This window comes from Frankia sp. CoBUL1, from assembly GCF_978021245.1.
This window is the reverse complement of record NZ_CDXDOS010000058.1, coordinates 1-16,806: the sequence shown is the minus strand read 5'-3', so window position 1 is coordinate 16,806 and position 16,806 is coordinate 1. Positions and strand designations below refer to the sequence as shown.

Below are 16,806 nucleotides of genomic sequence, written 5' to 3'. Positions count from 1 at the left end.
CTGGTCACCATCTTCGTCAACGCCTCCCGCGATGCCGCCAGTGACCCGCCGGCCGGGCTCAACCCACAGGGCATCGCCGACTACGCACTCGCTGAGGGCAGCTCCATCGCGTTCTGGGCGGCGACCGTCCTGGCCGTCCTGACCTTCCTCGCCGTGCTGCTGGTACGGGCCGCGCCCGCCGGGCCGCCGCCGACGGCGTCCGTCCCGGGGCCGGACGCCGACGGCGCGGGTACCGAAGCCGGCGTCGATGGCCAGGCGGTTTCATCCGCTCCGGCTTCGGCGGTTCCGCCCGCGGCCTCCCGGTAACGACCGCGCCCCATCCACGAAAGTCGGACGGCCCCCGCTCGATGCGGGGGCCGTCCGTCGTGCTGAGGCGAGGCGCCGGCTACACCGCCGGTGGCCCGACCAGGGCCGGGCTGCCGAGCCAGGTGGTGAGGGCGTCACGCAGCTGGGGGTCGGCGCGGTCATGGCCTGCATAGGCGATGTGGCCATCGGGACGGATGAGCAGGATGGTCGCGTCGAGCCCGGGGACAGGCTGGGCGGAGACGGCGCGCAGACGGTCCTGCCAGGCGGCGGTGTCGGGCGCGGGGGTGGCGGGGTCGAGGTGAAGCAGCACGCTCCTGCCCTCGTGCAGGGTCTCGGCGATGCTCGCCGGGCCCCCGTCCGTCACCAGCGGCGCGTCCAGAACCGGCGAGCCGACGAGCGAGGTCGACCCGCCCGCCTCCGGCGGTGTCGGATACCGCGTGTCCAGACCGCTGACGGCGGCCGCGAGGTAGGCGTTCACGCTGCCCAGCCCCAGTAGCTCGCCGAACAGCTCGCGCAGCGGGCCCACCCGCTCGGGCGGGTACATCAGCGCCAGCTGCGCCTGGGTGACCGCGCGGATCCGGTGGTGCCGTTCGTCGTGGTAGCTGTCCAGCAGGCCGTCCGGCGCCCAGCCCCGCACCGCGGCGGCCAGCTTCCACCCCAGGTTCACCGCGTCCTGCAGCGCCGCGTTCAGCGCCAGCCCGCCCAGCGGGTAGTGCAGGTGCGCCGCGTCGCCCGCCAGGAACACCCGGCCGGTCCGATACCGCCGGGCCAGGTGTGTCCGATCGTCGTAGCGGTCCAGCCAGTGGACGGCGTCAACCTTCGGCGCGATGCCGGTCAGCCGGGTCACCGCGGCGGACAACTCCGCCGGCGTCAGCGGGCCCGGAGGCGGACTCACCCCGAACTCCGTGGTCATCAGCCGCACGGTGCTGGGGCCGACCGGAACACCCATGTAGATACCATGCTCCGTGAAGCGGGCCCCGAAGTGCTCAGGGGGAAGCGCGGCCGGATCGACCGCCACGTCGGCCACGATGCCCGACACCCTGGCGGCTGTCTCCGCCAGTGCGATGCCGGCAGCCGTTCGGACCACGCTGTTCGGACCGTCGGCACCCACCAGGTAGGCACCGGTCAGCGTGTAGTCACCGTCGGGGCCGTGGACCTGGACCGTGACCGCCTCGTCGGTCTGCGCCAGGCCGATTACCCGATGACCCCGCCGGAGGTCGGCCCCCGCCCCGGCCGCCCGTTCCGCCAGGAGCGCCTCCAGCCGGGACTGCGGGAGGACCACCGGGTTCTCCGGGCGGGGTGTGACCGCGTCGAGATCCACCCACAGCAACGCGAAATGCACCTGCGGCAGCGGGATGACCTCCTGCCGCAGCGGCGCCATGAGCCCTCGGCGATGCAGTAACCGCACGGCCGCCCCGTTCAGCGCGACACCGGGCGCCACCCGCGGGTCGGCGGCCCGCTCCAGCACCACCGCCCGCACGCCCGCGAGCCCCAGCTCGCCGGCGAGCAACAGACCGGCGGGACCGCCACCGACCACGATCACGTCGGTCTCGTGCCGCTGTCGCGCCGTCATGCCACAGCCCCCGCGCGGATGGCATCCGTCCCCTCGTCGGCCGCGCCGGCCGGGCCGCCGAGCCAGGTGGTGAGGGCCGCCCGCAGCTGAGGGTCGGCGGGGTCATGGCCGGCATAGGCGACATGGCCATCGGGACGGATCAGCAGGATGGTGGCGTCGAGGTGGCGTCGAGCTCGGGGACCGGCTCGGCGGAGACAACGCGCAGCCGGTCCTGCCAGGCGGCGGTGTCGGGCGCGGCGGTAGCGGGGTCGAGGTGAAGCAGCACGCTCCTGCCCTCGTGCAGGGTCTCGGCGATACTCGCCGGGCCCCCGTCCGTCACCAGCGGCAGGTCGGGCACCCGTCGTCCCAGCAGCGGGTGTGCCGACTCGTCGGCGTACGGCATGGCATACCGGAAACTGACTCCGGTCACCATCTCCAGCAGGTGACGGTTCACCTCCGGCAGCGTGACCAGCTCGGCGAACAGTTCCCGCAGCGGGCCCACCGCGTCCAGCGGGTGCATCAGGGCGATCTGCGCCTGGGTGTTCACGCAGACCTGGTGGCCGACCGGGTGCCGTTCGCTGTGGTAGCTGTCCAACAGGCCGGCCGGCGCCCAGCCCCGCACCGCGGCGGCCAGCTTCCACCCCAGGTTCACCGCGTCCTGCACGCCGGTGTTCAGACCCTGGCCGCCGATCGGGTAGTGCACATGCGCCGCGTCGCCGGCCAGGAACACCCGGCCGAGGCGGTACTGCCCCGCAAGCCGGGTGGCGTTGCCGAACCGCGACCGCCACTGAGATGGTTCCCGTTCTACTACACAGGTGTCCGAGAAACGGGGCTCACCTCAATCCCCCGGCGGACATCGCGGCCCCGGGAACCGACCGATAGTCGGCGAACACGGTGGGCCGGTCAGGTGGCCGGTCAGGTGGCCGGTCAGGTGGCCGGTCAGGTGGCCGAGGTCTGCGCGAGCAGCCCCTCGAGCGCCGGGCCCACGATCCGCTTGAACATCCGTCGGGTCCGGGTCCGGTCCAGCATGCCGACCTCCAGGTTGGCGGCCGCGAGGACCCGCTCGCCGTTCTGCGGCAGGCCCGGGGGCACCCCGACGGTCAGGGCCTGCACCGCGACGCGCAGCGCCTCGGCGAGCGGCTGGCCGTCCCGGTGATGCTCCTTCAGCGACGTCGTGACCTGCTCGGAGGCGCCACCGATCGCGACGAAACCCCGCTCGTCGGCGATCGACCCGTCATAGGTCAGCCGGTAGATCTGGTCGTCGGCGATCGAGGTGCCGACCTCGGCGACGACGATCTCGACCTCGTAGGGCTTGACGCTCTCGCTGAAGATCGCACCGAGGGTCTGCGCGTAGGCGTTGGCGAGCGCGCGGCTGGTCACGTCACGCCGGTCGTACATGTAGCCACGCGAGTCCATGAGGCGGATGCCCGCCGTCCGCAGGTTCTCGAACTCGTTGTACTTGCCGACCGCGGCGAACGCGATGCGGTCGTAGATCTCACTGATCTTGTGCAGGGTCGCCGACGGATTCTCGGCGACGAACAGGATCCCGTTCTCGTAGGTGAGGACGACGACGCTGCGACCCCGCGCGATGCCCTTGCGCGCGTACTCGGACTTGTCGCGGACCTGCTGTTCGGGGCTCGCGTATCCGAACGGCATGGTCACGTCAGCCTCCCGAGTTCGTCGAACGGTCCGCGATGATGGCCGTCACCACCGGTTCTATCTCATCGTCGGCATAGCGACGGTAGCCGTCCGCCGTCACGACCGCGACGATCGGGTACAGCTTGCGGATTACGTCCGGCCCGCCGGTCGCCGAGTCGTCGTCGGCGGCGTCGTAGAGGGCCTCGACGCTGATCCGGACGGCGTCGTCCTGGCTGAGATCGGACCGGAACCGCTTCTTCAGCGAACCCTTCGCGAACACCGAGCCCGAACCGATCGACTCGTACGTGCGTTCCTCCGACTTCGCCGCCGCGATGTCGTAGGAGAAGATCCGCCCTTTGCCCGTGTCGAGGTCGTACCCGGCGAACAGCGGGACGACGGCGAGGCCCTGCAGGGCCATCGGCAGGTTCCCCTTGACCATGGCCGCCAGCCGATTGGCCTTCGCGTCCAGGCTCAGCGTCGACCCCTCGATCTTCTCGTAGTGCTCCAGCTCCACCTGGAACAGCCGGATCAGCTCGGCGCCGACCCCGGCGGTGCCGGCATACCCCACACAGGAGTAGTCGTCGGCGTGATGGACCTTCTCGACGTCCCGCTGAGCGATCATGTGCCCCTGTGTCGCGCGCCGGTCACCGGCCATGATCACGCCACCGGGAAACGCCACCGCCACGATCGTCGTGCCGTGCGCCACCTCGGTGACCGGCCCCGGCAGGCCACTCCGGGCCCCCGGCAGCAGGTGCGGCGCCGACCGCGACAGGAAATCGGCGAACGACGATGTTCCCGGCGTCATGAACACAGCCGGTAGGCGCCCGGCGGCCCCCAATGGATCAGCCACGCATCCCCCTTCCGATAGTCGGTCACGTGGGCCGCGCGCCCGGGGCGTCCCCGAGGCTCCCGGCCCGACGTTACAGATGAAGCACAACATAGGGCTATCGCCCCCCGAAGCTGGCGGGCAGGCCGGTCGAACGGGTCAGCCGGGAAGGCGGTCACGGCCGCGCGTGCAGCCCGCCGACCTGCACCGGGGCACACGGGCGGTGCGGCGCCGGACCCCCGCGGAACGCGGCCTCACCCGGCGGCGTCGACCCCGCCAGAGCTACCACCGCCGGGCGTCATCCACGGCGCCCGATACCGCCGGCTACCAGACGGCCGTTACTGGCCGCCCTTCTGGACATAGCCCTTCACGAACTCCTCGGCGTTCTCCTCCAGGACGTCGTCGATCTCATCGAGCAGGGAATCGACGTCCTCGGACAGCTTCTCGTGCCGCTCCTTGAGGTCGGAGGCACTCGTGTCCTCGGTCGCGACGTCGTCGATCTCCTCCGCCCGACGGTCCGCGCGTTGCTGCCCGCCGCCGCTGTCCCTGGTGGCCATGAAGCCCTCCTTCGATCGCCTGGCGCGACACTATCCCGCCCCACCGACACCATCCGTTCGATCGGTGAGAGGTCCACTCCATCACGAACCGGCCGCTACGTCGCGACGTCCGCCCAGGGCGCAACGTGAACCTCCTGCCAGGGATCGGCGCCGGCTCTCCCGACCGGGATCGGCGCCGGCTTTCAGCGGCCGGCGAGCGCGTCCACCAGATCACTCGCCGTGGGGCAGCGGGTGAGCAGCTCGCCCACGTGCGCCTTCGTGCCGCGCAGCGGCTCCAGCGTCGGCACCCGCTGCAACGAGTCCCGACCGATGTCGAAGATGACCGAGTCCCAGGACGCAGCGGCGACCTGCTGCGGGTAGAGCGCGAGGCAGCGGCCCCGGAAGAAGGCGCGGGTGTCCTCAGGAGGCTCGGTCATCGCCCGGGTGACCTCCTCCTCGCTGACGACGAGATCGAACCGGCCCCGGGCCACCAGGCGGTTGTAGAGGCCCTTGTCCGGACGGACGTCGTGGTACTGCAGGTCGACGAGCTCCAGCCGCGGCGAGTCCCAGGCCAGGCCGTCCCGCGACCGGTAGCCCTCCAGGATCGACAGCTTCGCGACCCAGTCAAGCTCGCGGACGCAGCTCATCGGGTCGACCTCGAGGCGGCCGAGGATCGACTCCCAGCGGGAGAGCACGTCGGCGGTCTGGCTGTCGACGTCGGCACCGAACCGGTCCTCGACGTACTTGCGGGCCTGCTCGAAGTACTCCATCTGCAGCTGCACCGCGGTCATCCGACGACCGTCGCGCAGAGTAACCAGATGCTTGAGGGAGGGATCGTGCGAGATCGCCCGCAGCGCCGCCACGGGCCCGTCCACCGACAGGTCCGCGGTGAACCAGCCGTCCTCGATCATCGAGAGGACCAGGGAGGTCGTTCCCACCTTCAGGTAGGTGGCGACCTCGCTCATGTTCGCGTCGCCGATGATGACGTGCAGCCTGCGGTACTTCTCCGGGTCGGCGTGCGGCTCGTCCCGGGTGTTGATGATGGGCCGCTTCAGCGTGGTCTCGAGCCCCACCTCGACCTCAAAGAAGTCGGCCCGCTGGCTGATCTGGAACCCCGGCTCCCGGCCGTCGACGCCGATCCCGACCCGCCCGGCCCCGCAGACGACCTGACGGGAGACGAAGAACGGGGTGAGGTTACGGACGATCTCCCCGAAGGGCGTCGACCGTGCCATCAGGTAGTTCTCATGGCATCCGTACGAGACGCCCTTGTTGTCGGTGTTGTTCTTGTAGAGATAGACCGGCTTGGAGCCGGGCACGGACAACGCCCGGCGGGCGGCCTCGGCCATCACCCGCTCCCCGGCCTTGTCCCACAGCACGGCGTCGCGAGGGTTGGTGACCTCGGGCGAGGAGAACTCCGGGTGCGCATGATCGACGTAGAGCCGCGCCCCGCTGGTCAGGATGACGTTGGCCAAGCCGAGATCGTCCTCGTTGGCCGGGGCGCTCGGATCGACCGCCGGCTCGCGGGGCAGTTCGAAGCCCCGGGCGTCGCGCAGCGGTGACTCCTCCTCGAAGTCCCATCGGGCGCGGCTGCCCGGCGCCGACGTTCGACTGGCATACGAGTTCACCACCAACGACGAAGCCGACATCTGATTGGTGTTCGGCTGACCGGGCACCGATACGCCGTACTCGGTCTCGATCCCCATGATCCGACGCGCGCTCACTCTGCAAGCGTAGGTGCTACACGGGCGGTCGGTTAGCCGGACGTCTGCCTTGTTTGCTCTGGGCCGCTCGGGATGACACGTCCGCAGCCACGCCTATCGTCAGAATTCGGTGGCGACACGGTAGTCCGACCGACCGGCGTCCACCGCGGATGCGGGCGGGAGGATACACCCAGGGGTGCCAGTGCCGCGATGCCCAACGCAACGCCGCGATGCCCAACGCAACGCCGCGATGCCACCCAGAGCACCGCTGTGACCCCGGGGCCGAGTGACCCCGGGGTCACGGCGGTGGCACGTGTCCCGCCGTTGGGCGGGACACGGGACCCGAGCCCCTTACAGATACCAGCCGTTACAGGTAATACTGCGGCCGTTACAGGTACTGGCCGGTGTTCGCGATCGTGTCGATCGAACGGCCGGCCTCGGTACCCTTCGTTCCGGTGACGAGCGTGCGGATGTAGACGATCCGCTCGCCCTTCTTCCCGGAGATCCGGGCCCAGTCGTCCGGGTTGGTCGTGTTCGGGAGGTCCTCGTTCTCCTTGAACTCGTCCATGCAGGCGGCGAGCAGGTACTGCATGCGCAGCCCCTTCTGCCCGCCCTCGATGTGCTCCTTGACCGCCATCTTCTTGGCCCGGGCGACGATGTTCTCGATCATCGCGCCGGAGTTGAAGTCCTTGAAGTACAGGACCTCCTTGTCGCCGTTGGCGTAGGTCACCTCGAGGAAACGGTTCTCCTCGCTCTCCGCGTACATCCGCTCGACCACGCGCTGGATCATGGCCTGAACGGTCGCCTCCCGGTTACCGCCGAACTCGGCCAGGTCATCCGGGTAGAGCGGCAGCTCCGGCACGACGTACTTGGCGAAGATGTCCCGAGCCGCCTCGGCATCGGGCCGCTCCACCTTGATCTTCACGTCGAGCCGACCCGGCCGCAGGATCGCCGGATCAATCATGTCCTCGCGGTTGGACGCGCCGATCACGATGACGTTCTCGAGCTGCTCGACGCCGTCGATCTCGCTGAGCAGCTGCGGGACGATCGTGTTCTCCACGTCCGAGGACACCCCCGAGCCACGGGTCCGGAAGATCGAGTCCATCTCGTCGAAGAACACGATCACCGGCATTCCCTCGGACGCCTTCTCACGCGCCCGCTGGAACACCAGCCGGATCTGCCGCTCGGTCTCGCCGACGAACTTGTTGAGCAACTCGGGACCCTTGATATTCAGGAAGAACGCCCGACCGGTGCCCTGGCCGCCGGTCTTCGCCTCGACCTTCTTGGCCAGCGAATTGGCGACCGCCTTGGCGATCAGCGTCTTGCCGCAGCCGGGCGGGCCGTAGAGCAGCACACCCTTCGGTGGCTTGAGCTGATGCTCCCGGTAGAGCTCCTTGTACAGGAACGGCAGCTCGACCGAGTCCCGGATCGACTCGATCTGGCTCTTCAGGCCGCCGATCTGTTCGTAGCCGATGTCGGGAACCTCTTCGAGGACGAGCTCCTCGACCTCGGACTTGGGAATCCGCTCGAAGGCGTAGCCGGAACGGGACTCGATCAACAACGAGTCCCCGGACCGGATCGGTCCATCGAGAAGCGGCTGGGCCAGCATGACCACCCGCTCCTCGTCGGTGTGACCGAGCACCAGCGCCCGGTCCCCGCCCTCGAGGACCTCTTTGAGTAGGACGATCTCACCCTGCCGCTCGAACGCGCGCGTCTCGACCACGTTCAGCGCCTCGTTGAGCATGACCTCCTGGCCGGGCAAGAGATCACTGATGTTGACGCTCGGCGACACGGTCACCCGGAGCTTTCTGCCCTGAGTGAACACGTCGACGGTGCCGTCGTCGTAGGAGGAGACGAAGATCCCGTAGCCGCTGGGCGGCTGCGCGAGCCTGTCGACCTCCTCCTTCAGGGTGACGATCTGGTCTCGCGCCTCGCGGAGAGTCGCGACGAGCCTGTCGTTCTGTCCCGTGACAGCCGACAACTCCGCCTGGATCTCCGCGAGCCGTTCCTCCAGCACCCTGAGCTGCCTGGGCGATTCGGACAACTTACGCCGCAGCATGGCCACTTCCTCTTCCAGGAAGGCGACCTGCGTCGTGAGCTCGTGTGTTTCCTTCTCGTACGCCGACCGCCGTGATTCGGCATCACCTGGACGACCCGTGCTCCTATCGGAGCCAGAGCCCGAACGGGGACCGGACACTGCGCCTCCACCTCCCCCGTGCTGACCGGGACGCACCCACACTACCGTTGTGACCGCCGCTGGCAGGCCGGTCGGGCAAGGACGATCCAGCTTTGCCGTAAACAGCGGGTTACAGTGCCATGCTGACAGAAGATCGGAGCCCTGTGGCAACTCCGGCGAAGCCGGGCGTTTCGGCAGACCTGCGGGTGCGGGTCGACCAGGATGCCTGCACCGGCGACGGTCTGTGCGCGCAACTCGCTCCCGCCGTCTTCGAGTTCGACGTCGACGGTCTGGCCTACGTCAAGGACAGCGCGGGCGAGCTGCAGACGCAGCCCGGCGCCTACGTCCCGGTGCCGCTGCCGCTCGTCGACGCGGTGGTCGACGCGGCCGACGAGTGTCCGGGGACGTGCATCTACGTGGAACGCCCCGACGGCACGCTGGAGGCCGGCGGGCCCGTCGGCTGACGATGGGCCCGCCCGGCCGGCACACTCGCGACCACGGCCTGCCCCATGGGACCACATGGGAATGGCCTGCCCCATGGGACCCCATGGGATACGTCACATCGGCTGGATCGTCGCCGACCCTGGGTCGGCGTCCCGGGGCCGCTCGGTCTCGGACCTGGGCTCGGGGGCGGTCCCGGGGGCAGGGGCGATCCCGATCGGCGCGCCCTTCGCCGGCCGGCGGCGGCGCACCAGAGGAGCGACCCCCTCGGCGAGGCGCCGCGCGGTTACCAGGAAACCGGTGTGGCCGACCATGCGGTGGCCAGGCCGCACGGCCAGACCCTCGACGTGCCAGTCCCGCATCATCGACTCCCACGCCGCAGGCTCCGTGAACGTGCCGTGTGCCCGTAGCGTCTCGACGATCCGGGAAAGCTGGGTGGTGGTAGCGACGTAGGCACAGACCACCCCGCCGGGCACCAGCGCCGCGCTGACGGCGTCAACGACCTCCCAGGGCGCGAGCATGTCGAGGACGGCCCGGTCGACGTCACGCTCGGTCGTCTCGGCCAGCTCCCCGACCAGCACGGTGTGGGCGGGATGCGGGCCGCCGAAGAACGCCTCGATGTTGCGCCGGGCAATCTCGGCGAAGTCCGCGCGCCGCTCGTAGGAGACCAGACGCCCGCAGTCGCCGATGGCACGCAGCAGCGAGCACGCCAGCGCCCCGGACCCGACGCCGGCCTCCAGCACCCGGGCGCCCGGGAAGATGTCCGCGTAGGTGACGATCTGCGCCGCGTCCTTGGGGTACACCACGGTCGCTCCGCGCGGCATGGACAGCACGAAGTCGACGAGCAGCGGGCGCAGCGCCAGGTAGTCGGTACCACCCGTGCTGGTGACGACGATCCCCTCCGGCCTGCCGAGCAGGGCGTCGTGCTCGACGGCTCCCCGGTGGGTGTGAAACTGCCTGCCCGGTTCGAGGACGACGGTGTGCCGGCGCCCCTTGGGATCAGTCAGCTGCACCCGGTCACCCTTGGTGAACAGGCCTCGGCGATGAGCGGAGCCGGTCGGAGGCGGAGCGTAACCGCCGGCCAGGGACGGCACCTGCCCCGGGGACACCGACTCGTCGGGCGGGGCGCTCACCGGGACGCCACCATGCGGGCGGCGGCGGCCGGATCGATACGGGCGACGAGATCCACCATCGCGAGCACGCCGACCGGGCGGCCCGCCTGCTTGACGAGGTACTCCGACGCCGGCACCCGCTGCACGGCCGCCAGCAGGGCCTCGCCTTCCAGATCGGCGTCGAGGACCATGCCGGGCGAGATCACCCGACTCACTTCATCCACGGTCATCCAGGGTCTCCGATGCTCCGGCAGCGCGTCGACCGCGGAGCCATTCATAATCTTCAGGGGGCTGCCGTCACGGTCGATCACCGCGACGGCGGTGGCGCCGACCTCCTGAGCTCGCCGCAGCGCCTCCGCCAGCGGAACGGCACCCTCGACGGGCAGCGTCCGGCGCGCAAGACGACCGGCGCACAGGCCGGGCAGCCGCTCCCGCACCTGCGCGGCGCGCAGCGACTGGTAGGCCGCGAACGCGAGGAAGCCCGCCAGAGCATAGGTGTACACCATGCCGATGCCGTCGGAGGTCGACGCACCCCAGACGACCAGGCCGGCGGCGACGACGAACCCGCCGTAGGCACCGGCCCGCAGCCCCCGCAGCTTGTCGCGCGTCAGACCCCACACCGCGGCGACGACCACCCGTCCACCGTCCAGCGGGAGGCCCGGTGCCAGGTTGAAGAGGAACAACGCGGCGTTGATGAGTCCGAGATCGTGCAGGACCGCGGCGGCGTCGCTGGTGTCGTCGAGGCCGAGCAGGCCGAGGTGACAGCCGGCGGCCAGCACCCCGTTGACCGCCGGGCCGACGAAGGCGATCAGGAACTCGCGGCCGGCGCTGCGGGGCTCCGGCTCGAACTCGGTGAACCCGGCGAAGCCGTGCAGAGTCACGGACCGCACGGTGTGACCGAACGCCAGCGCCGTCAGAGCGTGACCGATCTCGTGGGCGAGCAGGGAGGCCAGGAAGCCGATAGAGATCAACGAGGAGAGCGCGAGGATCCGCCCGTCGGACGCCAGCGGCAGCCGGTCGCGGATCGAGCCGGAGAGCAGGTAGGCGACGAGGACGGCGAAGACGAGGGCGAACGGCGAGATGACGATGGGAACACCGCGGATCCGCCCGACCGGCACGCCGGGGGGTCGCTCACTCGGAGCCTGCCCCGCCGGGCCCGCGCCGCCGTGGGCGCTCGAACCCGCGCCGCTCGAACCCGCGCCGCCGTGCTGATCCGCCATGGATCCGATGCTACGGACCATACCCCGACCCGTCGTCCGGGACCGAGTGGCGAAGATGTCGGTAGGGGGATCTAGGGTCCAGGACATGACCTCGATGCAGCGCTCTCCTGCCATCCCGGGATCGGTGGCGTCGGCCGCACCCCGGCCGTTGATCGGTTCGCTGTCACCGTCGCGGGCGGCGGACTTCGTCAACTGTCCGTTGCGCTACCGGTTCCGGGTCGTCGACCGGCTCCCCGAGCCGCCGAGCGAGGCCGCGACCCGCGGGACCGTGGTGCACGCGGTCCTGGAGAAGCTGTTCGATCTCCCGGCGTCCCGGCGTACCCTGCAGGCCGCGCGGGAGCTGGTCGAGCCGGCCTGGGATACGGTGCGCGCCCGCGAGCCGGCGGTCGAGGCGCTGTTCGGTGGCCGCGACGAACTGGCGGCGTGGTTGGAGTCGGCCCGCGAACTGCTCGCCGGATACTTCGCGCTGGAGGATCCGTCACGGCTGGCGCCGGTGGCCCGCGAGCTGTACATCGAGCACGTGCTCGACTCCGGCCTGCGGCTGCGGGGCTACCTGGACCGGCTTGACGAGGCGACCACGGCGCAGGGACCCGCCCTGCGGGTGGTCGACTACAAGACCGGCCGCTCGCCCGGCCCGGCGTTCGAGAGCTCGGCGATGTTCCAGATGAAGTTCTACGCCCTGCTGCTCTGGCGGATCCGTGGGGTGATCCCGCGCGAGCTGCGGCTGTACTACCTCGGTGACCGCACCTGGCTGCGGGCCACCCCCGACGAGGCCGACCTGCGGGCCGCCGAGCGACGGATCGAGGCCCTGTGGGCGGCGATCGACCGCGCGCACCGCACCGGGGACTGGCGCGCCACCCCGAACAGACTGTGTTCCTGGTGCGACCATCAGGCTCGATGCCCAGCCTTCGGCGGCACCCCACCACCGCTACCGCAGCAGACATCCGCGGTGCCGCTCGACGAGACCGCCCCCACCGTCTGCGAGGCGGACGGCTGATGGCGGTCTTCAGGCCGGACCCCGTCCGGACCCCGTTCCCCGCGGACAGCCCGTTTACGGTGCCGGCCTCCTCAGCTCGCCGGCGGCGGTGGCTCCACCGGGCGTCCTCGGAGGCATGCCATATCGCCCGATCACCAAAAGTAATATTGGTCGGACCTTCAATACTGCCGGCGGTACAGTCGGCGACGGCGAGATGCCGATCATCGTTCGGTCGTTGGGGAGATCGACCACGGTAGCCGAACAGCCGTCCCAGGTCAGTCGGGGCCGAGCGCAGGCAGGGCAGGCACGACGTGTCGAGAGGGACCGTGTCGAGAGGGACACGGCGCGCCGCGAGGGAGAGGACATCACGATGGCCCGACGGACCGGATCGTCCCGAGGCGGGAAGCGGGGCGCGGTCGCGGGCAGCCCGCCCGGCCGAGAGGACCGCGGGTCGCGGCCCGGCGAGTACGGTGCCGGCCGTGACGGCCGGGTTCCCGAGCACCCGGGCGGCCGGCGAGAAGACGGACCGGACGCCGCACCCGCGGCCCACGCCGCCAGGCTGACGAAGGTCTACGGCTCCGGTGACACCACCGTCACGGCACTGCGCGAGATCGACCTGGCCTTCCCCCGCGGCCGATTCACCGCGATCATGGGGCCGTCCGGGTCGGGGAAGTCGACGCTGATGCACTGCCTAGCCGGGTTGGACACGGTCACCCGGGGACGGGTCTTCATCGGCAACGTGGACCTGTCCCGGCTGTCCGACAAGCAACTGACCCGGTTGCGTCGCGACCGCATCGGGTTCATCTTCCAGCAGTTCAACCTGCTGCCCACGCTGACCGCGGCCGAGAACATCACGCTGCCGTTGAGCATCGCCGGGCGTTCGCCGGATCGGGCCTGGATGCGCACCGTCATCGACGCGGTCGGTCTCGCACCGCGGTTGAAGCACCGGCCGAGCGAACTCTCGGGCGGTCAGCAGCAACGGGTCGCCTGTGCGCGGGCCCTGGTCACCCGACCGGAGATCATCTTCGCCGACGAGCCGACCGGCAACCTTGACTCCCGGTCGGGAGCCGAGGTGCTGTCGTTCCTGCGTGACTCGGTCTCCGAACTCGGGCAGACGATCGTCATGGTCACCCACGACGCGACGGCGGCATCCTACTCGGATGAAGTGATCTTCCTTGCCGACGGTCGACTCGTCGACGCGATCGCGAACCCGACCGCGGAGGAGGTGCTGGACCGGATGAAGCACCTCGACGCCGCCGCGGGCGGCTTGGCGGCCGACGGCGAGATCGCCGACGACCGGGACGACCATAACGACACCGACGGTCGCTACGGGCCTGCCGGTGACTACGACGACTACGCCTACCCGGACCAGGCCTACCCGGACCAGCCGACCTACGGGCGAGACGAGCACGATCCCTACCAGGGCCACTACCCGGAGCGGCGCACCGGCCAGTTCGAGGCGATCCCCGCCCCGGACCTCGGGCCCGACGCCGGTGGGCAGCCGGCGTCAAGGCGGGTCGGCGGCACGCGCCACGGCGAGGAGTACTACTCCGGCCGCTCCCACCACCGGCCGGTGCCGAGGCCTGGCGGCGGGCCTCCGCTCACCGACCCCGGCCATGTCGACGGCGGGGGGGACAGTTACCACCCGGACGGCACGGAGCCGGCGGGCTGGGCCTGAGCCGATGCTGCGCGCCACCCTCAAGAGTCTGCTGGCCCGCAAGGTCCGGCTGGTGCTCTCCATGCTGGCGGTCGTCGCCGGGGTGAGCTTCGTGACCGGGACCCTGGTCCTGACCGACACCCTCAACCGGACGTTCGACACCCTCTTCGCCGACATCAACAAGAACGTCAGCGTCGCCGTGCGCTCGGTCAACGCGATCGACCCGACGAGCGACGTCGGCCGCCCTCCGCTGCCGGCCTCGCTCGTCTCCACCGCCGCCGGAGTGGACGGGGTGCGGGTGGCGGTCGGCAAGGTCAACGGCCAGGCCGTCCTCGTCAACCCGGCCACCGGCAAGCCCTCGAACACCAACGGTGCGCCGGGGATCGGTATCAACTGGACCGGGGGTCAGCCCACCTCGGCGGAGGAGATCGCCGAGGGTCGCCCGCCCGGCCCCGGAGAGATCGTCGTCGACCGGGCGACCGCGAAGAAGCTCCATCTGTCGCTCGGGGCAAAGATCTCGGTGCAGACCAAGGGTCCGCCCGCGCGGTACACCCTGGTCGGCACCTTCCGGATCGGCGGTCAGGACAGTCTAGGGGGCGCCGCCGTCACCGCGTTCGACACCGCCACCGCCCAGCGGGTCCTGCTCGCGCCCGACCGGTTCAGCGCGATCCACCTGGCCGCCGGGCCCGGCCTGACCCAGGAGGAGCTACGAGCCCGGGTCGCCGCCGCCCTCCCACCGGGTGTCGAGGCGATCACCGGCAGGCAGTTGGCGGGCGAGAGCGCCAGCGCTGTGCAGAACGCCGTCAGCGGCTTCTCCACCTTTCTGCTGATCTTCGCCGCCATCTCGGTCTTCGTCGGCGCCTTCATCATCTTCAACACCTTCACGATGCTCGTCGCCCAACGGGTGCGGGAGCTGGCCCTGCTGCGAGCAATCGGGGCGAGCAAACGTCAGGTCCAGGTGTCCCTGCAGGTCGAAGCGGCACTGGTCGGCTTCGCCGGGGCCACTGTCGGCCTGGTGTCCGGCGCGGGGCTCGCGCTGCTGCTGCGCGCCGCCGTCGGTGTGTTCGGCGTGGCGCTGCCCAGCGGTGCGCTGGTCTTCCGCCCCCGCACCGTCGTGATCGCCTACGCCGTCGGCGTGCTCATCACCGCCGCGGCGGCGTTCGTGCCGGCCCGCAAGGCCGCGTCGGTGCCACCGATCGCGGCGATGCGGGAGACCTACGTGCTGCCGACCCGCTCGCTGCGCTCCCGGGCGATCGCCGGGTCGGTGCTCACCGCGCTCGGCATTGTCCTGCTGATCCTCGGCACCGCCTCGGCGGGCAAGCCGGGAGCCACCGCCGTCGGGGTGGGCGCGGCGGGGATCTTCCTCGGCGTCGCCACCCTCTCACCGCTGCTGTCCGGACCGATCACCCGGGTCCTCGGCGCACCGTTGGCGAGGATGTTCGGGGCCACCGGCCGACTCGGCCGGGAGAACGCGATGCGCAACCCGCGCCGGACCGCCTCCACCGCCTCCGCGTTGATGATCGGACTCGCCCTGGTGAGCGCCTTCTCCGTGCTCGGGCAGTCGATCAAGGAGTCGGTGCGGGAGACAGTGTCGAACAGCCTCGGTGCCGACTTCTACCTGACCCCGCAGAACTTCGGGCAGGGATTCAGCGGTGAGGTGGCTCGCGAGCTGGCCGGCAAGCCCGGCATCGAGATCGCCACGGGTCTTCGGGGCGGCCTGGTGAAGATCTCCGGGCAGAGCTCCCAGGTGCTGGCCGGCGACCCAGCGGGCCTGGTCAAGATGCTGGCCATCAAGGAGGTGACCGGTGACGTCCACGCCCTCGGCGACGGCACGATCCTGGCCGAGGACTCCACCGCCGCGGACCACCAGCTACGGGTGGGGCAGAAGGTCCCGGTCACCTTCGCCGACGGCCGCGCGGAGCTGACTCTGGTGGGCACCTACAAGAAGAGCCAGGTGGCCGGAAAGTGGATCATCTCCACAAGCGAGTTCGCCCGGCACTCCACCGATGACCTCGACCTGTTCGTCCTGGTGAAGAGGGCGAGCGGGGCGGACCCGGCGATGGTCCGGGCCGAGATCGCCACGGTGGTCAAGTCGTTCGCCACGGTGGAGGTCCGGGACCAGTCCGAGTTCGTCGCACAGCAGGAGAAGCAGGTCGACCAGCTGCTCGGGTTCATCTACGTGCTGCTGGCCCTGGCGGTCATCATCGCACTGTTCGGCATCGTCAATACCCTGGCGCTCTCGGTAATCGAACGGACCCGGGAGATCGGTCTGCTGCGTGCGGTCGGCATGACGCGGTCGCAGATGAGGCTGATGGTCATCCTTGAATCAGTGATCATCTCGGTCTTCGGAGCCGTGCTTGGCGTCGTCGTCGGGAGCATCTTCGGCTGGGCGCTGACGAAGGCGCTGGCCTCCCTGGGAATCAGCATGTTCGCCTACCCGGTACGGACGATCCTGCTCGTGGTCCTCACCGGGGCGATCCTCGGCGTGCTCACCGCTGTCTTCCCCGCCCGGCGCGCCGCTCGCATGGACGTCCTGCGCGCCATCTCCGCCGTCTGACCCACCCAACCCCACACCCGCTCCGACTCCGTTCGGGGGATCTACGCCCGGTCTTCGCCCCCAAAACCGTGCCTTACTCCCCCAACCTCGCATCCAGGACGGCTGGGGC

The 16,806-nt window shown here is 70.4% G+C and carries 14 protein-coding genes and 2 pseudogenes; 5 read left to right on the top strand and 11 right to left on the bottom strand.

The features are described 5' to 3' along the window. Positions 1 to 306 (top strand): annotated as a pseudogene (locus AC08OX_RS07050) (hypothetical protein); the annotation flags it as partial. A 79-nt stretch (positions 307 to 385) separates the two neighbouring features. On the opposite strand, the gene AC08OX_RS07045 reads toward AC08OX_RS07050, so the two are convergent. The 9 genes and pseudogenes from AC08OX_RS07045 to arc form a co-directional block, all read right to left on the bottom strand. Next, complete coding sequence (locus AC08OX_RS07045; RefSeq protein ID WP_476607072.1) at positions 386 to 1,879, bottom strand: FAD-dependent monooxygenase; 1,494 nt, start codon at positions 1,877 to 1,879, stop codon at positions 386 to 388. Next, a complete protein-coding gene (locus AC08OX_RS07040) occupies positions 1,876 to 2,019 on the bottom strand; it encodes an aromatic-ring hydroxylase C-terminal domain-containing protein (protein ID WP_476607075.1) in 144 nt (47 codons plus the stop codon). Before AC08OX_RS07040 ends, AC08OX_RS07045 begins: the two co-directional genes overlap by 4 nt. Next, a complete protein-coding gene (locus AC08OX_RS07035) occupies positions 2,019 to 2,261 on the bottom strand; it encodes an aromatic-ring hydroxylase C-terminal domain-containing protein (RefSeq protein WP_476607074.1) in 243 nt (80 codons plus the stop codon). Before AC08OX_RS07035 ends, AC08OX_RS07040 begins: the two co-directional genes overlap by 1 nt. A 156-nt stretch (positions 2,262 to 2,417) precedes the next feature. Further along, positions 2,418 to 2,642: pseudogene (locus AC08OX_RS07030) on the bottom strand (FAD-dependent monooxygenase); the annotation flags it as partial. 155 nt (positions 2,643 to 2,797) lie between these two features. Beyond that, positions 2,798 to 3,520, bottom strand: coding sequence for a proteasome subunit alpha (gene prcA / locus AC08OX_RS07025; protein ID WP_023841072.1), 723 nt, complete (start codon positions 3,518 to 3,520; stop codon positions 2,798 to 2,800). Position 3,521: 1 nt separating this feature from the next. Beyond that, positions 3,522 to 4,346 (bottom strand): proteasome subunit beta, encoded by an 825-nt coding sequence (gene prcB, locus AC08OX_RS07020; protein WP_023841071.1) that lies wholly within the window; start codon positions 4,344 to 4,346, stop codon positions 3,522 to 3,524. A gap of 314 nt (positions 4,347 to 4,660) precedes the next feature. Continuing rightward, positions 4,661 to 4,879, bottom strand: coding sequence for a ubiquitin-like protein Pup (locus AC08OX_RS07015; RefSeq protein WP_011437025.1), 219 nt, complete (start codon positions 4,877 to 4,879; stop codon positions 4,661 to 4,663). Between the two features lie 182 nt (positions 4,880 to 5,061). Next, complete coding sequence (gene dop / locus AC08OX_RS07010; RefSeq protein ID WP_476607071.1) at positions 5,062 to 6,579, bottom strand: depupylase/deamidase Dop; 1,518 nt, start codon at positions 6,577 to 6,579, stop codon at positions 5,062 to 5,064. Between the two features lie 367 nt (positions 6,580 to 6,946). Beyond that, positions 6,947 to 8,755, bottom strand: coding sequence for a proteasome ATPase (arc, locus tag AC08OX_RS07005; RefSeq protein ID WP_476607070.1), 1,809 nt, complete (start codon positions 8,753 to 8,755; stop codon positions 6,947 to 6,949). A gap of 119 nt (positions 8,756 to 8,874) precedes the next feature. Here arc and AC08OX_RS07000 point away from each other — a divergent pair, with 119 nt between their 5' ends. Further along, positions 8,875 to 9,198 (top strand): ferredoxin, encoded by a 324-nt coding sequence (locus tag AC08OX_RS07000; protein ID WP_011437028.1) that lies wholly within the window; start codon positions 8,875 to 8,877, stop codon positions 9,196 to 9,198. A 93-nt stretch (positions 9,199 to 9,291) separates the two neighbouring features. Here the strand turns inward: AC08OX_RS07000 and AC08OX_RS06995 are convergent, their stop codons facing one another. After that, entirely contained in the window at positions 9,292 to 10,260 is a 969-nt protein-coding gene (locus tag AC08OX_RS06995) for a tRNA (adenine-N1)-methyltransferase (RefSeq protein WP_476607073.1), read from the bottom strand. 44 nt (positions 10,261 to 10,304) lie between these two features. Next, positions 10,305 to 11,507 (bottom strand): site-2 protease family protein, encoded by a 1,203-nt coding sequence (locus tag AC08OX_RS06990; RefSeq protein WP_476607069.1) that lies wholly within the window; start codon positions 11,505 to 11,507, stop codon positions 10,305 to 10,307. Positions 11,508 to 11,592: 85 nt separating this feature from the next. On the opposite strand from AC08OX_RS06990, the gene AC08OX_RS06985 reads away from it, so the two are divergent. From AC08OX_RS06985 to AC08OX_RS06975, 3 genes are all read left to right on the top strand, one after another. Continuing rightward, positions 11,593 to 12,504: a RecB family exonuclease gene (locus AC08OX_RS06985; protein WP_476607068.1), complete on the top strand. Its 912-nt coding sequence runs from the start codon at positions 11,593 to 11,595 to the stop codon at positions 12,502 to 12,504. Between the two features lie 349 nt (positions 12,505 to 12,853). Next, entirely contained in the window at positions 12,854 to 14,161 is a 1,308-nt protein-coding gene (locus AC08OX_RS06980; RefSeq protein WP_476607067.1) for an ABC transporter ATP-binding protein, read from the top strand. 4 nt (positions 14,162 to 14,165) lie between these two features. Beyond that, the gene (locus tag AC08OX_RS06975; protein WP_476607066.1) at positions 14,166 to 16,697 is read left to right on the top strand and encodes an ABC transporter permease; all 2,532 of its coding nucleotides are present in this window, start codon (positions 14,166 to 14,168) and stop codon (positions 16,695 to 16,697) included. The last annotated feature ends 109 nt before the right edge of the window (positions 16,698 to 16,806 follow it).

What these genes read in the sequence shown, in the direction of transcription:
- AC08OX_RS07015 (WP_011437025.1), bottom strand. Translation starts at nt 4,879, where the DNA reads ATGGCCACCAGGGACAGCGGCGGCGGGCAGCAACGCGCGGACCGTCGG.
- AC08OX_RS06980 (WP_476607067.1), top strand. Translation starts at nt 12,854, where the DNA reads ATGGCCCGACGGACCGGATCGTCCCGAGGCGGGAAGCGGGGCGCGGTC.
- AC08OX_RS06985 (WP_476607068.1), top strand. Translation starts at nt 11,593, where the DNA reads ATGACCTCGATGCAGCGCTCTCCTGCCATCCCGGGATCGGTGGCGTCG.
- AC08OX_RS06990 (WP_476607069.1), bottom strand. Translation starts at nt 11,507, where the DNA reads ATGGCGGATCAGCACGGCGGCGCGGGTTCGAGCGGCGCGGGTTCGAGC.
- AC08OX_RS07035 (WP_476607074.1), bottom strand. Translation starts at nt 2,261, where the DNA reads ATGCCGTACGCCGACGAGTCGGCACACCCGCTGCTGGGACGACGGGTG.
- AC08OX_RS07000 (WP_011437028.1), top strand. Translation starts at nt 8,875, where the DNA reads ATGCTGACAGAAGATCGGAGCCCTGTGGCAACTCCGGCGAAGCCGGGC.
- AC08OX_RS07045 (WP_476607072.1), bottom strand. Translation starts at nt 1,879, where the DNA reads ATGACGGCGCGACAGCGGCACGAGACCGACGTGATCGTGGTCGGTGGC.
- AC08OX_RS06975 (WP_476607066.1), top strand. Translation starts at nt 14,166, where the DNA reads ATGCTGCGCGCCACCCTCAAGAGTCTGCTGGCCCGCAAGGTCCGGCTG.